Source organism: Aquisalinus flavus (genome assembly GCF_014640095.1).
Classification (GTDB): Bacteria; Pseudomonadota; Alphaproteobacteria; order Caulobacterales; family Parvularculaceae; genus Aquisalinus; species Aquisalinus flavus.
This window is the reverse complement of sequence record NZ_BMGH01000001.1, coordinates 2,765,292-2,783,717: the sequence shown is the minus strand read 5'-3', so window position 1 is coordinate 2,783,717 and position 18,426 is coordinate 2,765,292. Positions and strand designations below refer to the sequence as shown.

The 18,426-nt window shown below is 62.1% G+C and carries 25 protein-coding genes; 10 read left to right on the top strand and 15 right to left on the bottom strand.

Annotation, left to right across the window (positions count from 1 at the left end; translation table 11 throughout):
* Positions 1-64 precede the first annotated feature (64 nt).
* Positions 65-475, bottom strand: coding sequence for a hypothetical protein (locus tag IEV88_RS12765; protein ID WP_188158077.1), 411 nt, complete (start codon positions 473-475; stop codon positions 65-67).
* A gap of 236 nt (positions 476-711) precedes the next feature.
* On the opposite strand from IEV88_RS12765, the gene IEV88_RS12760 reads away from it, so the two are divergent.
* Complete coding sequence (locus IEV88_RS12760; protein WP_188158078.1) at positions 712-1,668, top strand: DUF817 domain-containing protein; 957 nt, start codon at positions 712-714, stop codon at positions 1,666-1,668.
* A 42-nt stretch (positions 1,669-1,710) separates the two neighbouring features.
* On the top strand, positions 1,711-2,646 hold the full coding sequence (locus tag IEV88_RS12755; RefSeq protein WP_206711170.1) for an N-acyl homoserine lactonase family protein: 936 nt from the start codon (positions 1,711-1,713) through the stop codon (positions 2,644-2,646).
* Positions 2,647-2,738: 92 nt separating this feature from the next.
* Here IEV88_RS12755 and gshB read toward each other — a convergent pair whose 3' ends face one another.
* The 4 genes from gshB to rsmI all read right to left on the bottom strand — a co-directional run bounded on the left by gshB (position 2,739) and on the right by rsmI (position 5,698).
* On the bottom strand, positions 2,739-3,710 hold the full coding sequence (gshB, locus tag IEV88_RS12750) for a glutathione synthase (RefSeq protein WP_188158079.1): 972 nt from the start codon (positions 3,708-3,710) through the stop codon (positions 2,739-2,741).
* 75 nt (positions 3,711-3,785) lie between these two features.
* Positions 3,786-4,352 carry a BON domain-containing protein gene (locus tag IEV88_RS12745; RefSeq protein ID WP_188158080.1) on the bottom strand — a complete coding sequence of 189 codons (567 nt, stop codon included), beginning with the start codon at positions 4,350-4,352 and terminating at the stop codon, positions 3,786-3,788.
* 141 nt (positions 4,353-4,493) lie between these two features.
* Complete coding sequence (locus IEV88_RS12740; protein ID WP_188158081.1) at positions 4,494-4,862, bottom strand: YraN family protein; 369 nt, start codon at positions 4,860-4,862, stop codon at positions 4,494-4,496.
* The gene (gene rsmI / locus IEV88_RS12735; protein ID WP_188158082.1) at positions 4,862-5,698 is read right to left on the bottom strand and encodes a 16S rRNA (cytidine(1402)-2'-O)-methyltransferase; all 837 of its coding nucleotides are present in this window, start codon (positions 5,696-5,698) and stop codon (positions 4,862-4,864) included. The genes IEV88_RS12740 and rsmI overlap by 1 nt, the downstream gene beginning before the upstream one ends.
* Positions 5,699-5,916: 218 nt before the next feature.
* Here rsmI and IEV88_RS12730 point away from each other — a divergent pair, with 218 nt between their 5' ends.
* Together IEV88_RS12730 and IEV88_RS12725 are read left to right on the top strand one after the other, a co-directional pair.
* Complete coding sequence (locus IEV88_RS12730) at positions 5,917-7,248, top strand: penicillin-binding protein activator (RefSeq protein ID WP_188158083.1); 1,332 nt, start codon at positions 5,917-5,919, stop codon at positions 7,246-7,248.
* A gap of 22 nt (positions 7,249-7,270) precedes the next feature.
* Positions 7,271-7,906 (top strand): hypothetical protein, encoded by a 636-nt coding sequence (locus IEV88_RS12725; RefSeq protein WP_188481227.1) that lies wholly within the window; start codon positions 7,271-7,273, stop codon positions 7,904-7,906.
* A 116-nt stretch (positions 7,907-8,022) separates the two neighbouring features.
* Here IEV88_RS12725 and IEV88_RS12720 read toward each other — a convergent pair whose 3' ends face one another.
* The 6 genes from IEV88_RS12720 to rdgB all read right to left on the bottom strand — a co-directional run bounded on the left by IEV88_RS12720 (position 8,023) and on the right by rdgB (position 12,633).
* On the bottom strand, positions 8,023-8,775 hold the full coding sequence (locus tag IEV88_RS12720; RefSeq protein ID WP_188158085.1) for a hypothetical protein: 753 nt from the start codon (positions 8,773-8,775) through the stop codon (positions 8,023-8,025).
* Entirely contained in the window at positions 8,772-9,530 is a 759-nt protein-coding gene (locus tag IEV88_RS12715; RefSeq protein WP_188158086.1) for a DUF6090 family protein, read from the bottom strand. The genes IEV88_RS12720 and IEV88_RS12715 overlap by 4 nt, the downstream gene beginning before the upstream one ends.
* Complete coding sequence (locus IEV88_RS12710) at positions 9,531-10,223, bottom strand: hypothetical protein (RefSeq protein ID WP_188158087.1); 693 nt, start codon at positions 10,221-10,223, stop codon at positions 9,531-9,533.
* Between the two features lie 75 nt (positions 10,224-10,298).
* Complete coding sequence (locus IEV88_RS12705) at positions 10,299-10,790, bottom strand: nuclear transport factor 2 family protein (RefSeq protein WP_206711171.1); 492 nt, start codon at positions 10,788-10,790, stop codon at positions 10,299-10,301.
* A gap of 98 nt (positions 10,791-10,888) precedes the next feature.
* Positions 10,889-12,028 (bottom strand): radical SAM family heme chaperone HemW, encoded by a 1,140-nt coding sequence (gene hemW / locus IEV88_RS12700; RefSeq protein ID WP_229731474.1) that lies wholly within the window; start codon positions 12,026-12,028, stop codon positions 10,889-10,891.
* Positions 12,025-12,633 (bottom strand): RdgB/HAM1 family non-canonical purine NTP pyrophosphatase, encoded by a 609-nt coding sequence (rdgB, locus tag IEV88_RS12695; RefSeq protein WP_188158089.1) that lies wholly within the window; start codon positions 12,631-12,633, stop codon positions 12,025-12,027. The genes hemW and rdgB overlap by 4 nt, the downstream gene beginning before the upstream one ends.
* Positions 12,634-12,854: 221 nt before the next feature.
* Here rdgB and IEV88_RS15330 point away from each other — a divergent pair, with 221 nt between their 5' ends.
* From IEV88_RS15330 to IEV88_RS12675, 5 genes are all read left to right on the top strand, one after another.
* The gene (locus IEV88_RS15330; protein ID WP_268235733.1) at positions 12,855-12,986 is read left to right on the top strand and encodes a hypothetical protein; all 132 of its coding nucleotides are present in this window, start codon (positions 12,855-12,857) and stop codon (positions 12,984-12,986) included.
* Between the two features lie 91 nt (positions 12,987-13,077).
* Positions 13,078-13,617, top strand: a complete 540-nt coding sequence (locus IEV88_RS12690) for a DUF2975 domain-containing protein (RefSeq protein WP_188158090.1) — start codon at positions 13,078-13,080, stop codon at positions 13,615-13,617.
* Positions 13,618-13,620: 3 nt separating this feature from the next.
* Positions 13,621-13,827: a helix-turn-helix domain-containing protein gene (locus IEV88_RS12685; protein WP_188158091.1), complete on the top strand. Its 207-nt coding sequence runs from the start codon at positions 13,621-13,623 to the stop codon at positions 13,825-13,827.
* Between the two features lie 36 nt (positions 13,828-13,863).
* Positions 13,864-14,025, top strand: a complete 162-nt coding sequence (locus tag IEV88_RS12680) for a hypothetical protein (RefSeq protein WP_188158092.1) — start codon at positions 13,864-13,866, stop codon at positions 14,023-14,025.
* Positions 14,022-14,213, top strand: a complete 192-nt coding sequence (locus IEV88_RS12675) for a hypothetical protein (protein ID WP_188158093.1) — start codon at positions 14,022-14,024, stop codon at positions 14,211-14,213. Before IEV88_RS12680 ends, IEV88_RS12675 begins: the two co-directional genes overlap by 4 nt.
* A 181-nt stretch (positions 14,214-14,394) precedes the next feature.
* Here IEV88_RS12675 and IEV88_RS12670 read toward each other — a convergent pair whose 3' ends face one another.
* Both IEV88_RS12670 and IEV88_RS12665 read right to left on the bottom strand, forming a co-directional pair.
* Positions 14,395-15,453 (bottom strand): hypothetical protein, encoded by a 1,059-nt coding sequence (locus IEV88_RS12670; RefSeq protein ID WP_188158094.1) that lies wholly within the window; start codon positions 15,451-15,453, stop codon positions 14,395-14,397.
* A 17-nt stretch (positions 15,454-15,470) separates the two neighbouring features.
* Entirely contained in the window at positions 15,471-16,565 is a 1,095-nt protein-coding gene (locus IEV88_RS12665) for a hypothetical protein (protein ID WP_188158095.1), read from the bottom strand.
* A 172-nt stretch (positions 16,566-16,737) separates the two neighbouring features.
* Between IEV88_RS12665 and IEV88_RS12660 the strand changes: the two genes are divergently transcribed.
* Positions 16,738-17,730 carry an aldo/keto reductase gene (locus IEV88_RS12660; RefSeq protein ID WP_188158096.1) on the top strand — a complete coding sequence of 331 codons (993 nt, stop codon included), beginning with the start codon at positions 16,738-16,740 and terminating at the stop codon, positions 17,728-17,730.
* On the opposite strand, the gene IEV88_RS12655 is transcribed toward IEV88_RS12660, so the two are convergent.
* Both IEV88_RS12655 and IEV88_RS12650 read right to left on the bottom strand, forming a co-directional pair.
* The gene (locus tag IEV88_RS12655) at positions 17,727-18,170 is read right to left on the bottom strand and encodes a pepsin/retropepsin-like aspartic protease family protein (RefSeq protein ID WP_188158097.1); all 444 of its coding nucleotides are present in this window, start codon (positions 18,168-18,170) and stop codon (positions 17,727-17,729) included. The genes IEV88_RS12660 and IEV88_RS12655 overlap by 4 nt on opposite strands.
* On the bottom strand, positions 18,151-18,396 hold the full coding sequence (locus IEV88_RS12650) for a hypothetical protein (protein WP_188158098.1): 246 nt from the start codon (positions 18,394-18,396) through the stop codon (positions 18,151-18,153). The genes IEV88_RS12655 and IEV88_RS12650 overlap by 20 nt, the downstream gene beginning before the upstream one ends.
* Positions 18,397-18,426: the final 30 nt, after the last annotated feature.

The window sequence follows — 18,426 nt, the reverse complement described above, 5'->3', positions numbered from 1 at the left end:
GTCCCCGGGCCGATGAACGCCGCAGCCGGCGCCCTTGCCCCAGCCGCACGCCTGCCGGCAATGACTATTCGCCCTTCACCTGTATTACAGGCTCGAAGCCAAAGGTTTCATCGCAATCGATGACCGTATTCAGAAATTCAGCGGCGTCACCCGACGGCGCTCTCGTCTGACCAAAGGCGTCGACGCCGGGATCGTAGTATTCCAACAGGTTGTACATCGTGTCGTCGATGCTGTCCCAGTCAGGATCGGATTGGCTGACCACCGCATCGGCACGCGCAGAAGCATCGATCTCAGCCATGTTTGCCACTTTTTCGCTGAGCAAGCGCGACATGTACAAGGCCCCGTAGTAAGCAGCACAATCACTCCTGATATCGTCGGTCGCGGTGTCATCGGCCTGCACTGCGCCTGGCAGAACCACAACCAGCAGGGCCCCGAATGCGGCTATGGAAAATATCCCCGGCATGTCCTTCATCATCCCCCCTTCGCATCGCGCAGATCCGGGAAAAAACATAGAAGCGCACAGTGCAGGACAAAATCCCCTGTTCGGGGGGGGGGTGTCGGGATAGCAATACATTGTTTCCAAGACCTGGCAGTGCCAACGCCTCTCACAGATAGATCGACGGGAAGATGCCTCCGGATTGCCCGGATAGCACCTCGCCCTTGCCGGAATACAGGTCAACACGCCAGGCAGGGACAATCGAGGATCAGACCATGACAGGAATCCTACCCCCGGACGCGGAACCAGCCCGCCCGGAAAATCGCGTCGATGCGACGCTGGCACGGATCTTTCCGGTCTGGGAAAGGCTGGCGGGGCGCGTATTGCCGGTCTGGCTCGTCAGGGCGCTGACCGAGTTTCTCGCCTTCGGCATCAAGCAGGCCTGGGCCTGCCTGTTCGGCGGGCTGATGCTGGCCGGGATCATCGCCACTGCCTTCTGGCCGGGAGTGTTACCGATCGCCCGGTATGACTTTTTGTTTCTCTGGGCGATCCTGATCCAGACTAGCTTCCTGCTGACCCGGCTGGAGCGCCCGCGCGAGGCGCTGGTCATCCTCATCTTCCACATCGTCGGCACGGGGATGGAGCTGTTCAAGACCGCTGCAGGGTCCTGGGTCTACCCGGAAGAGAGCGTCATCCGCCTTGCCATACTGGGCGGCTCGGTGCCGCTGTTCTCGGGCTTCATGTATGCCGCCGTCGGGTCATACCTTGCCCGCACGGTGCGTACCTTCGACTTTCAGTTCACGCACTACCCGCCGCGCTGGGCGACGGTCCTCCTCGCCATCCTGATCTATGGGAACTTCTTCACCCATCACTATCTGCCGGATATCCGGTATGCCCTGTTCGCGCTCGCCGCCATCCTCTATGGCCGCACCGTCGTGCACTACCGGGTCTGGCGCTGGCAGCACAAGATGCCGCTGCTGCTCGGCTTCTTCCTCGTCGCCCTGTTCATCTGGCTGGCGGAAAATATCGGCACCGCGACCTCGGCCTGGCTCTACCCGGACCAGCAGGAAGGATGGCGCATCGTGTCCTTCGCCAAGATGGGCTCGTGGTATCTCCTGATGCTGATCAGCTGGGTGCTGGTGACACTGGTGCACCGGCCACGTAAGCTGGGCGAGCGGCTGGGCGAGGCGCGCCAGCAAATCCGCTTTGCGCAGCGTCAGCACACACCGTAAAGTAGTGGTGATCGCATCAACGACCGAAAGGGGAGCGAGACCATGAAACATTCCACCAGCCTGATTGCCATGGCCTGCCTGCTGGCAGCGAGCGCCTGCAGCGGCGACGACGATTCCGCGACCGAAACGACTTTTCCGGACACCACGGAAACCGTGACGCCGGACGCGACCGGTAGCGCCCTGACTGCCGGCGATGAGGACGAGAGCGCGACGGCCACAAGCCCGGCGCCGACCGGTATCGCGCTGTATGCGATGAATTGCGGCACCATCGCCGTATCCGATCTCGATATCTTCGCTGTCTCCGGCGACTATGCCGGCATGGCCGGCACGCTGACGGACAGCTGTTACCTGATCCGCCACCCGCAAGGCGACCTCTTATGGGATCTCGGCCTGCCCGCCGCCCTGCTGGAAGCCGGCCCGCAGACGGACGGGCCTTTCACGGTATCGCTGGAACGCTCCATCGCCGACCAGCTCGCCGAGCTGGGCCTGTCGCCCGCCGACATCGACTACATGTCCATCTCGCACATGCATTTCGACCATACCGGCCAGCCCGAGGCCGCAGCCGGAGCGACCTGGCTCGTCCATGAAGCCGAGTATGACGCGATGTTCGCCGAAGAAACGGCCGGGCAATACCAGGGCTTTACCGGGTTCGAGACCGCCAAATTCACCGGCGATTACGATGTCTTCGGCGATGGCAGCGTCATGATCCTCGAATTGCCGGGCCACACACCCGGCCATACCGCCCTGCAGGTAGAGCTGGCCGACACCGGCACGGTATTGCTGACCGGTGACCTCTATCACCTGAACCAGAGCCGCGAGGAGCGCCAGGTGCCGCGCTTCAATGTCGATGTCGAGCAGACCCTCGCCTCCATGGATGTGTTCGAGGGTATTGCCGAGGACGAGCAGGCCCTCGTCGTCATCCAGCACAGCCCGTCGGACGTCGCCGACCTACCGGCTTTCCCGACGCCGCTGCGGTAGGGCTTTCAAGCTGACCCTTCGTCGCCCGCTTGCGCGGGCACCTCAGGTGAGGACCTGTGATCCAGGCACGCCTCGTCCTGAGGTGTCTCGCGTCAGCGAGACTGCGAAGGACGCCGCTCTTCGACCCAGTCCCAGAAAAGCGCCGAGATATCGGCGCCGCCGAAGCGCCGCACTTCCTGCACGCCGGTCGGTGAGGTGACGTTGATCTCGGTCATGTAGTCGCCGATCACGTCGATGCCGACCAGCACCAGCCGCCGCTCCTTCAGGGCCGGGCCGATGGCGGCGCAGATTTCCCGGTCGCGATCGGTCATCTCGACCGGCGTCGCCGTGCCGCCGACATGCATGTTGGAGCGCGCCTCGTGGTCCGCCGGTACGCGGTTGATCGCGCCGACAGGCTCGCCATCGAGCAGGATGATGCGCTTGTCGCCCTTGCGCACCTCCGGCAGATATTTCTGCGCGATCACCGGCTCGTCATAGAAATTGCGGAACATTTCCAAGAGCGACGAGAAGTTCTGATCTCCTTTCGTTACCGAAAAGACCCCCGCGCCGCCATTGCCATAAAGCGGTTTCAGGATGATGTCGTGATGCTTGTCGCGGAAAGACCGCAGCGCTGTCTCGTCGGACGTGATCAGCGTCGGCGGGATCAGTTTCGGGAAGTCGAGCGGGAACAGCTTCTCCGGCGCGTTGCGGATCTCGCGCGGGTCGTTCAGCACCATCACCTCCGGCAGCAGATATTCCAGCATGTGGCAGGCGGTGATGTAGCGCATGTTGTAGGGCGGGTCCTGGCGCACCAGCACCACGTCGACGCCGTGCAGGTCGACCAGCTCCAGATCGTCGCCCCCAGTTTTGGCCCAACTCACATGCTCGCCCTGCTCGCGTTTCAGCCCGGCAACCTTGCGGGCGCGGGCAAAGACGCGGTTCTTGTCGAGGCGCAGATTATGCGGGTGATAGACCCAGATCTCGTGGCCCCGTGTATGGGCCTCCAGCGCCATGTCGAACGTGGTGTCGCCATGGACCTGGACGTCTTCCATCGGGTCCATCTGGATCGCAATTTTCAGGGTCATGTCACGTCGCTTTCTAAAGGGCCTGTCGGTCAGGCCCTTTATCTATAGCGTTTCCCGGTGAAGTGAATACCGGTTCTAGCGCGTTACGCGGGACGGATCGCCGACATACATGACATGGCTCACGACCTTTTTGACGCCATTGATGCGGCGGGCCTGTTCGGTCGCGCGGGTCAGCTCGGTCGGGCCTTGTGCCACGCCGAGCAAGTAGACGACGCCGTCGGAAACCGAGAACTGGTAGTTGCGGCGGACGACCCCGGTATCGGTCAGCAGCGCGGCGGAAAGGCGCTGGTCGATCAGCGCATCGCGCGTGCCCTGCTGGAACGAGGTCTTCTCGCCGACGAGTATCTCGTTGATCACCTGCTTCACATTGGGGGAGTTCTGCGCCAGCCGTTCGAGATGGGCCTTGCCTTCCTCGGTCCGCATCGAGCCGGTCAGCATCACCCGTGCCTCGAAGATGGTGATATCGACATCGGAATAGTCGTATTTTTCGTCCTTGATCAGGTTCGCCTTCAGCGCGATATTGGCTGCCGCGTCATCGACGCTCCCGCCAATGGTGCGGTTCTGGGCGCAGCCGGTTGCCAGCAGGGCCGCAGCGCACAGGGCGATCAGCGCTCTAGCAGAAAAAGTCAGTGTCTTGTTCATGGTTCAAATCCTCTCTGGACCCGAAATAACCGTTTGAAAATGCCGCGTAATGCGGGCCAATACCAGTGACATAGAGTTCAGGCATGGTTAACGCGCGGTTACCGGAAGCGGGCGGGGTGTAATAAACGATACTGGTCGGTCTCAATCGCCCGCTCTCCAGGCATTTTTGTGGTGCCTTGGTGTCAGATGCCGGACGGTGATCAGGTCATACCGGCAGGCGGGTACGGGATGGAGACGTTTGTGGGAGATGAACCGTTCCGCCGCAACGGCAATTCGCTGGCGCGCCTGCGCGGTGACGGCGGTAATCCCGGCCTCGTGGCTGGCTCTTGCCTTGACCTCGACAAAGACGAGTATGCCGGCCCGGGAGGCGACGATATCGACCTCGCCGCCGCGGGCCTTGTAGCGCATGGCAAGGATGCGATAGCCCTTCAGCCGCAACAACAGGGCCGCGATGGATTCGGCGAGACGCCCGCGCCGTTCTGCCTGCTGCCGGGTCAGCCGCGCCGGCACTAGCGCGCCTTCCTGATGGTCAGGGCGATGTCATACATCTGCTTGCGCGGCAGGCCGGTCTGTTCCGCCGCGATCGTGGCGGCCTCCTTGATCGAGTGATCCTCCAGCAGTTGCGCGATGATCGCCTCGGCATCGGCCGCGTCCGGCGCGTCTTCCGCCGGCGGGTGGACGATGACGACGATTTCGCCTTTCGGCGCGCCTTCCGCCATATAGACAGCGGAAAGCTCGGCCGGCAGCCCCTCGCGCACTTCCTCATGGATCTTGGTCAGCTCACGCGCCACCGCCACTTTTCGCGGTCCCAGCACCTCGGCCATATCGGCGAGGCAGGCGGCGAGCCGCGGCCCGCTTTCATAAAAGACCAGCGTCGCCGGCACGGGCTTGAGCCCTTCCAGCTCGGTCCTGCGCGCACCGGACCTGACCGGCAGGAAGCCCGCGAACAGGAACCGGTCGGTCGGCGCCCCGGCGATCGACAGCGCCGCGACCATGGCCGATGGCCCCGGCAGGGTGAACACGGACAACCCGGCATCGCGCACGGCCCGCACCAGCTTGTAGCCGGGATCGGAGATCAGCGGCGTGCCCGCATCCGACACGAGACAGAGCCGCTCGCCGCGTTCCAGCCGCTCCAGCACCTCGGGGCGCACCCGCGCGGCATTGTGGTCGTGATAGGCCTTCATCGGCGTCTTGATCCCATGGGCGCTCAACAGCTTGCCGGTCACGCGCGTATCCTCGCACAGGATCAGGTCGGCCGCGCGCAGGGTCTCGATCACCCTGAGGGTGATGTCTTTCAGATTGCCGATCGGGGTCGCTGCCACATAAAGGCCGGGTTCAAGGCTCATGGCCGTTCTATGCCAGCTTCCGGCCATGGCTGTCACCAGACCATGTGTCATCAAAACATGTATTGCCTGGGACGGCGCGGTTGCTAGACTGGGCACAACCACGGCAGTATGCGTTGCGGAGATTTTCCCCGCAAATGGGGCAGTATCCTGTACAGAGCATGTTACACCCGCCCGGACGGCCATGCGGCGTGCCAGGGCGACGAGAGGGCAAGACCGACATGACCAATTTCCTGAAGATTTCCCTGTTCAGCCTGCTGGGTGCCAGCCTGTTCCTCGCCGGGTGCGAGACGACACCGCCGGTCAACCGGCCGCAGCCGCAGCCGCCGGTCATCGCCCAGCCGGAACCGCAGGAGCCGGTCGAGGAAGAACCGGAATTCGAGCCCTACGACCCGGAAGACTATGTCACTACCGAGCAGCTCGGCGACAGGGAGCCGGTGCGCGTCGCCCTGCTCCTGCCGATGTCCGGCTCCTCGGAGAATGTCCGGGCCATTGCCGAAGCGATGTCGAACGCCGCGCAGATGGCCGCCTTCGAAGCGCAGAACGAGCGCTTCCTGCTGATCCCCAAGGATACCGGCGGCACGCCCGAGGGCGCCCGCGCCAAGGCCGAGGAAGCGCTGCGCGAAGGCGCGGAAATCGTGCTCGGCCCGCTGCTCTCCTCTTCCGTCGAGGCCGCAGCCGAAGTCACCCGCCGCGCCGGCGTGCCGATGATCGCGTTCTCGTCGGACACCCAGATCGCCGGCAATGGCGTCTATCTGCTGTCCTTCCCGCCCGAGATGGAAGTGGCGCGCGTCACCGATTACGCCATCAAGCAGGGCTATACCCGCTTTGGCCTCTTGTCGCCGCAGACCGAATACGGCCAGCGCGTGCGCAATTCCTTCTATGAGGAAACCTTCGTGCGCGGCGGTGTCGTCGTCCATGAGGAACAATACGAGCCCTCGCCCGATGCGATGATGCAGCCAGCCAAGCGCCTCGCCCAATATGCCGGCAGCTGCACCGACGTGTCCGCCCGAAACGAACTGGACATGGCGGGCAATCCGACCGGCACGTCGGGCTCCGGATTCCAGGCCGTTTTGATGCCGGAACAAGGCACAAATTTGCGGGCGCTTGCGCCGCTCCTGCCCTATTACGATGTGAATGTGCGCTGTATCAAGGTGCTCGGCGTTTCGTCCTGGAACAACCCGCAGCTAACCCGGGAACCGGCCCTGTCCGGCGGTTGGTTCGCCGCGCCGGACCCGGCCCAGTCGGAAGCCTTCAACAAGCGCTATGCCAGCGTCTATGGTTCCGAGCCGCCACGCCTTGCCTCGCTTGCCTATGACGCGGCCCTGCTGACAGCGAGCCTCGCCGGCCTGCCGACGGGCAACCGGTATTCGGCCGAGAATATCGCCGATCCGAACGGCTATCTCGGCGCTGACGGCCTGTTCCGGCTGACCCTCGACGGCCGTGTCGAGCGTGGCCTCGCCATCCTCCAGATCAATGGCGGCGGCATCCGCGTCATCGACCCGGCGCCGACGAGTTTCGTCACCCAGACATCCATGCTTGAGGGGTATTGAGGCCATGGCAGAACCGAGGCTCATGCGACGTATCCTGCGGATTAGCTCGGGCGCCGCTGTCGCCGCGTCACTCTCGGCCTGCGCCATGACCGCGACGACCAGCACCAACACCTATGACCTGCCTGCCGGGACGCTGGCGAAGGCCACCGCGACCATGGATGGCGGACCGTTCTGTTATACCGAGTTCCAGACGCTGAATGACGAGATCCCTTGGATGCCGCGCAACGGCCATGTCAGCACCTGCGCGATTACCCCGGTCTTCGAAGGATCCTGGATCTCCATCGCCTCGCCGGCGGCAGGCGGCACCGGCAACAGTTGCGCGGTCTATTCCCTTGAGACCGGCGAGCGTAGCGACCGGCGCTGCATGTCCGCGACGAAAACCGACCCGGTCTATGATACGCGCGTTGACTGTTTCGAGCCGGAGCGCCGCATTCCGGGCGAACCGGTGATCGGCGCCCCGTCCGGCTGGCGCTCGGGTGTCTGCACCCTCGTGGTCGAGGAAGTCGAGACCGGCGACCCGGTCGCGACCCTGCCGCTCGGCTATGACCGGATCGACGACGCCCGGCCGCTGACGGCCGACATCTCCGAGGACGGCGAATGGATCATCGTCATGGACACCCATGGCCGGGTCCACTCCTTCCGCACGGCAGACCTGTAGCGGCGATGCCCCGGCGCGGCGCGACCGTAGGGGCCAGACGGACACCTCCACCTTGAGATGGGCTTCGCGCCAGAGGCGCGCCGGCACTGAAGATCGCGTCAGCCTGCGCAGCAGCCTTACTGCACCTCTCCGCCGGCAAGAATCGCAGCATAGGCCTCGAGGCTGGCCTCGGTCTGCCTGACATAGGCGGTATAGATATGCTGGGTGACCGCCACATTTGTGACCAGGGCGATGACTTCGGTATTGCCGCACAGGCGCTCGGGCGTCGCCATCCGGTATTGATCGGTGCCGGCCCAGGTGGTCGAGCCCGGCTGCGCCTCGAGATCCCGCTCGCTGGTCAGACCGAGCCCGGCCGCTGCGTAGACAACCTGCTCCGTATCCTGCTTGATCCGGATATAGCGCTGCCATTGCCGCTCCAGGAACGCCATCTGGTCGGCGATGTCGCGAACACCATCACGGATCCGGCCAGACGCGACCAGCGACAGGCGCCCGGTTTCAAGCGCCTCATTGGCCGATGACAGGGAGAAGCGCGGCGGCGGAAAATCCCCGACGCTCAGCAGCAGCGTCTTCATCTCGTCGTCCATGGCAAGACAGGCCGCACCGCCGTCGAGGCGGACGGCCAGACGCCGCGCGTCGCGCAATATATCATCATTCAGCGCATGATAGGCCGCCATGTCGGCGCGCACATCCGCCGCCTCGACCTGCAGCCGCAACACAAGCCCGTCGGCCTCGCTGCGCAGCATTCTGGCGTCATTCCAGTTATTCACCTGCAGACCGATGAACACACCGAAAACGACGATCAGCGTTTCCACCGCGACGGTGAACCAGTCCTGACGGCGAATGGCGCTGGCGAGGCGGCGCAGGATCATGGGGCGTATCCGAGGTCATCAAGACGTTCACGAACGCGCCGGTCTATCGCCTGCAGGTCGGCGATCAGCGATTCCACATGGCCTTTGACCTGCCTGCTGAAATAGGCGCGGTAAAGCACGGCGTTTCCAAACCGGCGATCGGTGAGAAGGGACGCATCCATCGTCAGCGGCTCGCCCGGCCGCAGCCAGGGTATCGAGTCCCGATTGTGTTGCGGCAGGAAGGTCGGCCCCATATCCACGAACTCGATCAATAACGGATCGGAAAACCGATAGGTGACCTGATACTCGTTATCGATGCTGACCCGCGTCGCGTCATAGGCGCTGTCGAGCGCCTGGAGGGCGGCCACAAGGTCAGAATCGCCAATCAGATTGAGCCGGCCCGAGCCGACAAGCGTGTCGAATGTGGTCTCGTTCACGCGCAGCGCGGACAGAAAGAACAGACCGTCCGCGATCAGGCCCGCCATCTCTTCGGGGTCCGGGTCGGATTGACCACGATGAACGTCATAAAGCGCCTCAAGCGCAGATTGCTGACTGGCCAAAAGCCCGTTCATGCTCTCAAGACTGGCCAGCGATAGCCGGACATCGTCCGTGAGCGCCAGCAGATAGCCGACCTCCTCAGAGCGGTCCGCCCGCGCCTCGTTCCAGTTCGAGACCTGAATACCGATGAACACACCGACGACGACGATCACGAAGTCGAGAAAGACTGCCAGCCAGTTCTGCGTCTTGACGTGGGATATCATCCGCCTCAGGAGCATCTATACGCCTCCCGCGGGCGGGCCGAGGACGCTTGTGAGGAAGCTTGCCCAGCCTTCCATCCCGGACAGGCCGAGGATGACCGGTATGGCCGCAAAGAGGATGGCGAAGCCGATCCCCGTCGCCGGGTGGATGCTGCGTCGCACGATCAGATCGCGCACCAATGGTGCAAGCATGTAGCCGAAGACGAATGGCACGGCGAGCACCGGGCTCTGGTCGAAGATTTCCGGTATCCTGCCAAAGGCTGGTCCCATCAGCGTCAGCGTCGCATAGGTCATCAGGCGCTTGTGGGTATCGGCCCTGCGCCGATAGACGATCGCACTGATATACAGGCCAAGGAAAAGGGTCAGGTTGACGCCGTTCGCCGTGATGATCAGCGGGTCGCCCATCCGCCCCCAGTTCAACAGCGATATCGGGATGGCAAACCCGATAAAGGCCAGAACGATCAGGGGGCTGAACTGCCCCAGCCGGCGATGGAGGCTGACCCTGCCGCTGTGAATCAGCGTTGGCTGCAGCGCAAACAGGAAAAACCACGCCAGCATCGCCACCGCATGGAAATGATGCAATGGCGTCAGCGGCGGCAGGCCATCCGCGTCGAACACGGCCTTGGCACCGAAACTCGCAATCACCGTGACTAGAATGAGCCACGGGAAATATAGAAAGAACCGCTCACCCCGTTCTGATTCCTGAGACATCCTGACCTCTCCCTCTCCGGCCTGCTCCGGCCGCCCTATTGCCATGCAGTACGCCCTCTTTTGATCCCCTGCCGATCAGTCATCACACAGGGCGCCGCCGCAGCCCGTGGTCATGTAGGTCTCGGCCTCGATGCGCCAGCGCCCGTCAATCAGCCGCCATTTGGCCGAATAGGCGCCGCCGACCCAGTCGGTGTCATTGCCTGCCGGCGCGCCGCGCCAGGTGCCGGTCTCCATCGCCATCGGATAGAGCGGGGAGAGCATCACCTTGTCGGTCTTGCGGACATAGACGAGACGGCCGGGATCGGCGAAATCGGCCGTCCAGACAGCGACCTGTTCGGCGCGGCCCGCGATGACGGCGCTATTCGTGCCGGCGACCAGCACCGTTTCTTCGGCAAGGATCTGAGCGATGGCACCGGCATCGCCGCCCGCAATCGCCGTGTTGAACGCTGCCCGTGCCGCGCGCACGCCGTCCGCGCCGCTGTCAACCATGTTGGCGCCCGTACCCGCGCCGGGCAATCCCGGCAGAACCGCCGCCATCAGTGCCGCCGCCGCCTGTAGAATATCCACGAAATCATCGCTCCCCCTTTTGCCCTTGCGCTGAGTATTGTCGCAACCGGCGCGTTGTGCAACGCCCTCGCTTTTCACGGCCCCGGCAGGCTGCGGTGCTAGCGGGTCAGGTCGAGCAGGACGCCATTGAGCACCCGGCGGCCATCGGCGGTCAGCCGGAGCTGGTCGCCATCAACGAGAACCAGCCCGTCACCGGCGAGATAGTCGAGCGTTTGCGCCTGCAGCGGCGCGCCTGCCAGCGCCTCGTAGCGCGACAGGCTCACCCCTTCACTGAGGCGCAGGCCCATGGACAGCATCTCCACCGCCTGGTCCGGGCCGGAAAGCGGCGTCAGGGCAAAGCGCTCGACCGGCGTCGCGGCGAGATAGTCCTTCGGGTTCGCCAGCGCGACCGTCTCGTAGAGCTGGCCGCCGATCCGTACCCGTCCATGGGCGCCGGGACCGATGCCAACATAGGCCTGATAGCGCCAGTAGAGCAGATTGTGCTGCGCCTCGTGCCCCGGCGCGGCATTGTTGGAGACTTCATAGGGCAACAGCCCGGCGTCGGTGCACATTTGCTGCGCCAGATCGTACTGGGCCGCCGTCATGTCCTCGCCGGCGGGGGCCCAGTCGCCGCGCGCCACGGCCCGATCGAAGGCGGTGCCCGGCTCGATCGTCAGCTGGTACAGCGACAGATGCCCCTTCGCCAGCGCCAGCGCCTCGCTCAGCTCCCCCCGCCAGTCATCGAGGCTCTGGCCGGGCCGGGCATAGATGAGATCGAAGGTCAGCCGCTCGAACACGCCCCGTGCGACCTCCAGCGCCTCGATCGTCTCTGATACGGAATGATTGCGCCCGAGAAATGTCAGTACCTTATCGCGGAGGGATTGCACGCCCAGCGACAGGCGGTTGACCCCGGCGGCGGCGAAGTCCGAGAAGCGCTCGCGCTCGGCATCGGTCGGGTTCGCCTCAAGCGTCACTTCCGCGCCCGGGACAGGCTTTGCCGCCTCGATCACCGCCCGCGCCAGCGATGGTGCCATCAGCGACGGGGTGCCGCCGCCGAAATAGACGCTGCTATAGGCGCTGATACCCGCCTTCTCCCGCCACCAGGCGAGGTCGCCGAGCAATGCCTCACGCCAGAGGGCCGCGTCAGCACCGCGGTCCCTGTAGACATTGAAGTCGCAATAGGGGCAGATGCGGGTGCAGAACGGCCAGTGGATATAGAGGCCGGTCCTGCCCATCCCGAGTGAAGGGGCGCCGCTCACGCGCTCGCGATACAGGTCTTGACCAGCCGCTCGAATGCCTCCGCCCGGTGCGAGATTTCCTTTTTGTCCTCCGGCTTCATCTCGGCGAAGGTCTTGGTCCGCCCGACCGGCATGAACACCGGGTCATAGCCGAACCCGCCCTCGCCGCGCGGCGGCCAGACGAGGCGGCCCTTGGCCTCGCCGCGCACGGTCTCGACATGGCCGTCGGGCCAGGCCAGCGCGAGAACGCAGACGAAGGCGGCCGAGCGGTCATGATTGCCGGCAGCGATCAGCTCGTCCTCGAGGCGCTGCATCGCGGCGGTGAAATCCCTTTCCGGCCCGGCCCAGCGCGCCGAATGGACGCCCGGCGCCCCGTTCAGGGCCGCTGCGGCGAGGCCCGAATCATCGGCCAGCGCCGGCATGTTGGCCGCCTTTGCCGCCGCGAGCGCCTTCAGGATCGCATTGTCCTCGAAGGTCGCCCCGGTCTCTTCGGGCTCGGGCAACCCCAACTCCCCGGCGGACAGAATCTCGATGCCGTGGGGCCGGAAAAGATGCGCAAATTCGGCCAGCTTGCCCTGGTTGTGGCTCGCGAGGACCAATTTTTCGTCAGAAAATTTCCTAGCCATTTCAGTACCTTAATTGCGACGATATCGAAAAACACAAAATATTCGTTGTTTTTCGATAAAAACCTGTTGCATCGTTTTTCGATATGGTTATATTGAATATCAATAAGGGACGAAAAACAAAAACAGTCCTTTCAAAGTCAAAAAAAGGGCGACCGGAATGAACCAGCCGCCACCGAGTAAAGTCAAAGTCAAACGCTTGCTGAAGACAAAGGAGAAGTCACATGCCTTACAAACGTTCACCTAAATTCGGGTCTATTGGCGGATTTGTCAACGTCCTTGCCACACTGACCATCGTTTTCCTGGTATCGGCCGGTTATTTCGGCGCGTTGTCAGGGATGCCGGTCACCCTGTAACAGGGTGACCAGCGAGAACAGGGTGGCCGCCACTTAACCCACGCCCTCTACGGGGCCACCCTGTTTCTTCTATTCTAGCGGGATTTACGAAATGACAAAGAAAAACAAGGTCGCAGGCATTCTATCGGTTATCCTGCTGATCGTCTTTATCATCTCGCTGATCACCATGCTCGTGACCGGCGTGGTTGTCCTGTTCATGTTCATTGCCGTCCCCGTGGGCGGTTTTTTCGACGGCCTCTTCGATGGTTTCCGCGGCGATTCAGACGCGGACTATACCATGGGGGAGTTCGTCGAAATAACCATGGCCTTCATCACGGCGACCATGTTCGTGGTCGTTTCCTCCCGATTGATGGAAGTGCTGCGCACCATCAGTGCCGGCACCCCGTTCGAGGCGGAAAATGCCGACCGCTTCAAGCGCATCGCCAAGGTCATCTTTTTCGCGGAGCTTGCCAAGCTCGCCATCGTGCCGGTCGCCTTTCTCTGGGCGGTGCTGTTCGGCGTCGAATATGGCGATGGCGGCGGGCTCTCGATCGACCTGACAAACTGGCTCGGGGCGGCTGTCGCCCTGGTGCTGGCCGAAGTATTCCGTGAGGGCGCGAGACTGCAGGAAGAGCAGGAGTTCACGGTTTAAAGCATGGCCATTAACGTAAAACTGGACAGGATCCTGCTGGAGCGGGGCATGTCACTGACCGAGCTCTCCGAGCGGGTCGGCGTGACCATCGCTAACCTGTCCATCCTCAAGACGGGCAAGGCCAAGGCGATCCGCTTCTCGACGCTGGAGGCGATCTGCAAGGAGCTGGACTGCCAGCCCGGCGACATATTGAGTTTTGACGACAGCTGATTTCCAATCGTAGGGGCAAACCGAGGAGTGACCACCATGCCTTCAAACCTGACCACCGCCTTCAAGATGACAGGCCTGATGCTGGCCGCCGCCATGGCCCTGTCGGCCTGCATCATCATCGTCGACGAGGATGATGACGACAATGACTGGAACGAGTCGCGCTATGAGCAGGTCGCGCCTGCTGATGAGGCTGCATGAGAAGACTGATGCTGAAAACCCTCGCCGCGACTGGCCTCGTCACCCTCGCCACCATGGCCTCGGCCTGCGTCATCATCATCGACAAGGATGACGATGACGGGCGCACCGGCACAAGGGTCTACGGTCCCGGCTCCTATGACGAGCTCGATCGCGACTATGGCGACACGGACGGCGAGAGCGGGACCTGATTTCTGCCTCGCCATCCGGAACGGGACCGGACGGGGCGATATCGAGGGGAGAACCGGGCGGGGCCGCGCAAGCACCCCGCTCTTTTTCATTTCGGCGCTCCCACCGGGTCCCCGATCACATCGGTAATGGCTTGGGTAGTGGCCTGGTTGGCCGCTCGCCGCGGACACGCGGCCGCCACGATCAGAAGAACATCTCGCCGCGCTTCAGCCCGAGCCTGGCATGATGGCGTTTTAAATTCCTGTTGAGTTGTTTCACGGTGTCGCGATACCGCGCGGCGCGGTGCTGGACTTCGCTGTAGCGCGGATCGTCCGCCGGCATCACTTCGCGTACGAAGTTGTTCGCCACAACCCCGACATAGCAGGATAGTTGCCAGGCATGCCACTTGTTGATGTCTTTCTCGATCAGGGCATCGAGCGCGCGATAGGCGCTGAACATGGCGATATCGATGAAGAAAAGGACATTCATGACCTGGTGACGGCGTTCGCTCACGGTGACCCCCGGATCGGTCAGCATGTGCTGCAGGTCGCGGATCTCGTCGCGCACCGACATCACGTAATTATAATAGTCGCAGACATAATCGACGATCGGCGGCGTCAGTGAGCCGAGCTGTTCATAATGACGGTGGAACAATTCGAAGGTCAACTCGCCGCTCGGCTCGATTGAAATGGCTTGGCGGTGATGCCGGTCTTCGGCCTCCCGGAACCCCGCATGGTCAAATTGCGATATCAGCTTCTCGATGAAGCCGTCAGAGGCGCTGATCCGCACCCGTGCGGTGATCTCGCTGCTGAAAAGATCGACGGTGGCGAACCGCCTCTTGCCAATCTGGTAGACCGTCCCGATACCGGCCAGAAACGCAGCGCCGAACGGCACGAGGGCCGTCGGGCCAAACAGGATCTCCTCATTCAGCAGATTGCCGAAACTCCCGACAAAGAACAGAAGTGAATATACCCCGGCGATGATACTCACCAGGTAGAGAATAAGATCGCGTGTATGGCGGGAGGTGATGCCCCGTACCATCGAATAGGGCGAATAGATATCTTCCGGCGAACGCTTCGGGTACGGAATTTCGATCCTGGCCCGGTCACCGACCGCCTCATGACGCCGGAGCTGACAAAGAGAATCGTCCGGCGCCATCGCCGCCACGGTCCCGTCCTTTCCGGAGCCGGCAGCGAGATCCGCGCTGTCGGGGCGCATGCTGATGGCGCGCAATCCGGCAAACTGCCTTCCTCCTGTCGGCATTTGGCGCCCCGGGGCGCTCACTGGTCGGTACTCTTGCGCAGGCGCGGGCGCTTGTAATCCAGGATCTTGGCCTTGTCCTTGTGCACTTGCTCGGCGAAATTCTCGGCAATCCCGGCATCCTGACGCCATTTCTGTTGCGCCTCGCCCATATGCGTCCGCTTCAGGGGGTCCGTGTCTTCCTTGCCGACATTGTCCCAGCCATACCACACCAGCAGGCCGAGCAGGGCGAGGGCCATCATCGACAGGACATCCGTCGCGGCACGGTCTGTGACGGGCAGGAAGGCGATTGCGAAAATGACGAAGATCAGCGCCGTCAGCGCGCGCGAGACATGATCCATCGCGCGCAGGGTTCGCTGCGTCGCCCAGATCTCGATATGGGCATAACGGGATATCCATTCGAGCCGCTTGCCGTGCCAATAGGCGATGCGGGCCCATTTCTCCGCCCGGCTGGGGCCTGAATCCTTCACATTGTCATCGGAATAGATGGCCTCTTCCTTGTCGATCGCGTCCATGGCCTTCTTGAAGCCTTCAGTATAAAGATGGTTGGTATAGGACTGAAGGTGGTTGGCAAGGGTATTTGCCGTTTGCTCGACGCTGTTGTCGTAAAAGCTTTTTATGATCCTGTTGCAGACGAATGACACGACAAAGAGCGCGGCGACGAACAGGAACCATGTCATGGCCGGGCTCGCCGGCCCTGCCGCTGCATAGGCCCCGTCCAGCATCGACTGGCAGCACGCCAGCAGCGCCTTGTCGCTCTTGATACCGGCCGGTGCCGCAAGAACGGCAAGCAGCAGGAACAGGAACAAGGTCACCCGGCGCAGCAAGACGTAAGCGCGCTGGTTACGCTCGATGAGTCTTTTGACACCCGTGATCTTGTCGGTGATCGGCTTGTCCACGGCAAGGATCGAGCGCAACTTGGTGCGGAAAGGAATATGGTACTGCCAGTAGAAGTCTATCTTCGGGTCCTCAGCGACGCCGCCGCGGGCTTCGATGCTCTTGATGTTTTGATCAAGCGTCTCTTCATTGGTGAAGACAGGCGCGTCCGGCAGGTAATCCTCGCCGCCGAGCCTGTCAAAGACACCGAACCCCTTGTGAAAAGCCCCCTGGTTCAAGGCCTTTTCCTTGAAAGAAACATCGCCCGGCACAACCCCGTACCCCTTGTTGTTCGTTAACCATAAAATGGAAAAGCGCGCCTCGACAACATTTTCCTGTAACCGACATAAAAATTTGATCTCCACGGACAGGATCCATATTCATCATGGCGCGGCAAAAAGGAGACGACCCATGAAAAACAGATTGTTCGGCACAGACGGTCCGGCCGTATCGGAAATCGGCCTTGGCTGCTGGCAGCTCGGCGGCGCCGACTGGGGGGATGTGTCTGAGGATGACGCGCTCGATATCCTGCACACCGCCGTCGATGCCGGCATCAGCTTCATCGACACCGCCGATGTCTATGGCATGGGCCGGTCCGAAAGCCTGATCGGGCGCTTCCTCGACCAGCGCGGGCACAGGGACGATCTTTTCATCGCCACGAAAATCGGCCGCCGCCCGGAAGCGGGCTTTCCCGGCACCTTCGAGAAAGAAATGATGCGCGCCCATATCGAGGACTGCCTGACCCACCTCAAGACCGACAGCCTCGACCTCGTCCAGCTGCACTGCATCGGCGAGGGCGAACTGGAGAAAGGCGAGGTGTTCGAGCATCTGCGCCAATTCAAGTCAGAGGGCCTGATCAAGCGCTTCGGTGCCTCGATCGAAACCGTTTCGCAGGCGAAACATGCGTTGAAGGCAGAGGGTCTTTCCTCCCTCCAGCTGATCTTCAACATGTTGCGCCAGACCATGGCCGACGAGATCCTGCCCGCCGCCCACGACAAGGGCATCGCCATCATCGTGCGCCTGCCGCTCGCCTCGGGCCTGCTCGCCGGCAAGTATAACAAGGACCAGCCCTTCGCCGAGAACGATCACCGCAATTTCAACCGCGATGGCGGGGCCTTCTATGTCGGCGAGACCTTTGCCGGCCTGCCGTTCGAGACCGGCCTCGACTTTGTCGAGAAGCTGCGCCCGGTCCTGCCGCAGGAGAGCTCCATGGCCGACGCCGCCCAGCGCTGGGTGCTCGATCATCCGCAGGTCACGACCGTGATCACCGGCGCGTCGTCGCCTGACCAGGTCAGGGCCAATGCAAAGGTCAGCAGCCTCGACCCGCTTGACGACGCCCTGCATGAAGAATTGAAAAGCTTCTACCGCCGCGATGTGATGGGTAAGATCCGCGGGGAGATCTAGAAGCTGAAATCGACTGTTTTCTCAAAGAGGGTCAGTTTGCCCTTGCTGATAATGTCCATGCCGAGAACCACCTTGAATTCGCGGCCAGCAAGATTGAATGCGAGCGCTTCGACAATTTCCGGCCACTCGTAGACAGGTGACTCTTGCTTTGTGGTGGCACTGAAGAAAAAACTACAGAAGCAGCTCGGATGAAACTGGGTGGTCTCCATATTTGGAAACAGGACAGGTTTTGCTCCCAGACTCTGTAGCGACAATTCAGAAACCAATGCTCTGTCAACAACTGTCGTTGTTGCCCCCGTATCAACCAGCGCCTTGACCGCTACCCGCTTTACTGCAGCCGGTCCGAAATCTTCACCATTGGCCTGCGGCACGTCATTGCTGACAGATAGTCTGACGAGCGGCTGATTGTTACGAAAGAAATTACCCCGGATAGTCGGCACAATCGAGCATTCCCAAATCGACCGGTAGCGGCTCTACCCGCATAATAGAGAATGTACCTGCTTGAAAATTGTGCTTTGCCGTGTTCAAGGCATCCAAGAGCGTTGAGCAAAACTGACGGATTTCACCGTCAACAAGTATGGCCACTTCACCGCGGTGCTTTTCGAGTTCATCGGAAGGCAATTTCCCAAGAGCGATAGAATTTGCGATGTGCATTTGTTCAGTCATACCGGCGCTCCTCTTCCAAAGATAAGACGT

Coding starts and splice junctions, on each gene's coding strand:
- IEV88_RS12720 (WP_188158085.1), bottom strand. CDS start 8,775: ATGATCCTGCGCCGCCTCGCCAGCGCCATTCGCCGTCAGGACTGGTTC.
- IEV88_RS15330 (WP_268235733.1), top strand. CDS start 12,855: ATGCCTTACAAACGTTCACCTAAATTCGGGTCTATTGGCGGATTTGTC.
- gshB (WP_188158079.1), bottom strand. CDS start 3,710: ATGACCCTGAAAATTGCGATCCAGATGGACCCGATGGAAGACGTCCAG.
- IEV88_RS12760 (WP_188158078.1), top strand. CDS start 712: ATGACAGGAATCCTACCCCCGGACGCGGAACCAGCCCGCCCGGAAAAT.
- IEV88_RS12755 (WP_206711170.1), top strand. CDS start 1,711: ATGAAACATTCCACCAGCCTGATTGCCATGGCCTGCCTGCTGGCAGCG.
- IEV88_RS12670 (WP_188158094.1), bottom strand. CDS start 15,453: ATGCCGACAGGAGGAAGGCAGTTTGCCGGATTGCGCGCCATCAGCATG.
- rsmI (WP_188158082.1), bottom strand. CDS start 5,698: ATGAGCCTTGAACCCGGCCTTTATGTGGCAGCGACCCCGATCGGCAAT.
- IEV88_RS12730 (WP_188158083.1), top strand. CDS start 5,917: ATGACCAATTTCCTGAAGATTTCCCTGTTCAGCCTGCTGGGTGCCAGC.
- IEV88_RS12685 (WP_188158091.1), top strand. CDS start 13,621: ATGGCCATTAACGTAAAACTGGACAGGATCCTGCTGGAGCGGGGCATG.
- IEV88_RS12675 (WP_188158093.1), top strand. CDS start 14,022: ATGAGAAGACTGATGCTGAAAACCCTCGCCGCGACTGGCCTCGTCACC.
- IEV88_RS12660 (WP_188158096.1), top strand. CDS start 16,738: ATGAAAAACAGATTGTTCGGCACAGACGGTCCGGCCGTATCGGAAATC.
- IEV88_RS12765 (WP_188158077.1), bottom strand. CDS start 475: ATGATGAAGGACATGCCGGGGATATTTTCCATAGCCGCATTCGGGGCC.
- IEV88_RS12680 (WP_188158092.1), top strand. CDS start 13,864: ATGCCTTCAAACCTGACCACCGCCTTCAAGATGACAGGCCTGATGCTG.
- IEV88_RS12650 (WP_188158098.1), bottom strand. CDS start 18,396: ATGACTGAACAAATGCACATCGCAAATTCTATCGCTCTTGGGAAATTG.
- IEV88_RS12745 (WP_188158080.1), bottom strand. CDS start 4,352: ATGAACAAGACACTGACTTTTTCTGCTAGAGCGCTGATCGCCCTGTGC.
- IEV88_RS12715 (WP_188158086.1), bottom strand. CDS start 9,530: ATGCTCCTGAGGCGGATGATATCCCACGTCAAGACGCAGAACTGGCTG.
- IEV88_RS12690 (WP_188158090.1), top strand. CDS start 13,078: ATGACAAAGAAAAACAAGGTCGCAGGCATTCTATCGGTTATCCTGCTG.
- rdgB (WP_188158089.1), bottom strand. CDS start 12,633: ATGGCTAGGAAATTTTCTGACGAAAAATTGGTCCTCGCGAGCCACAAC.
- IEV88_RS12725 (WP_188481227.1), top strand. CDS start 7,271: ATGCGACGTATCCTGCGGATTAGCTCGGGCGCCGCTGTCGCCGCGTCA.
- IEV88_RS12710 (WP_188158087.1), bottom strand. CDS start 10,223: ATGTCTCAGGAATCAGAACGGGGTGAGCGGTTCTTTCTATATTTCCCG.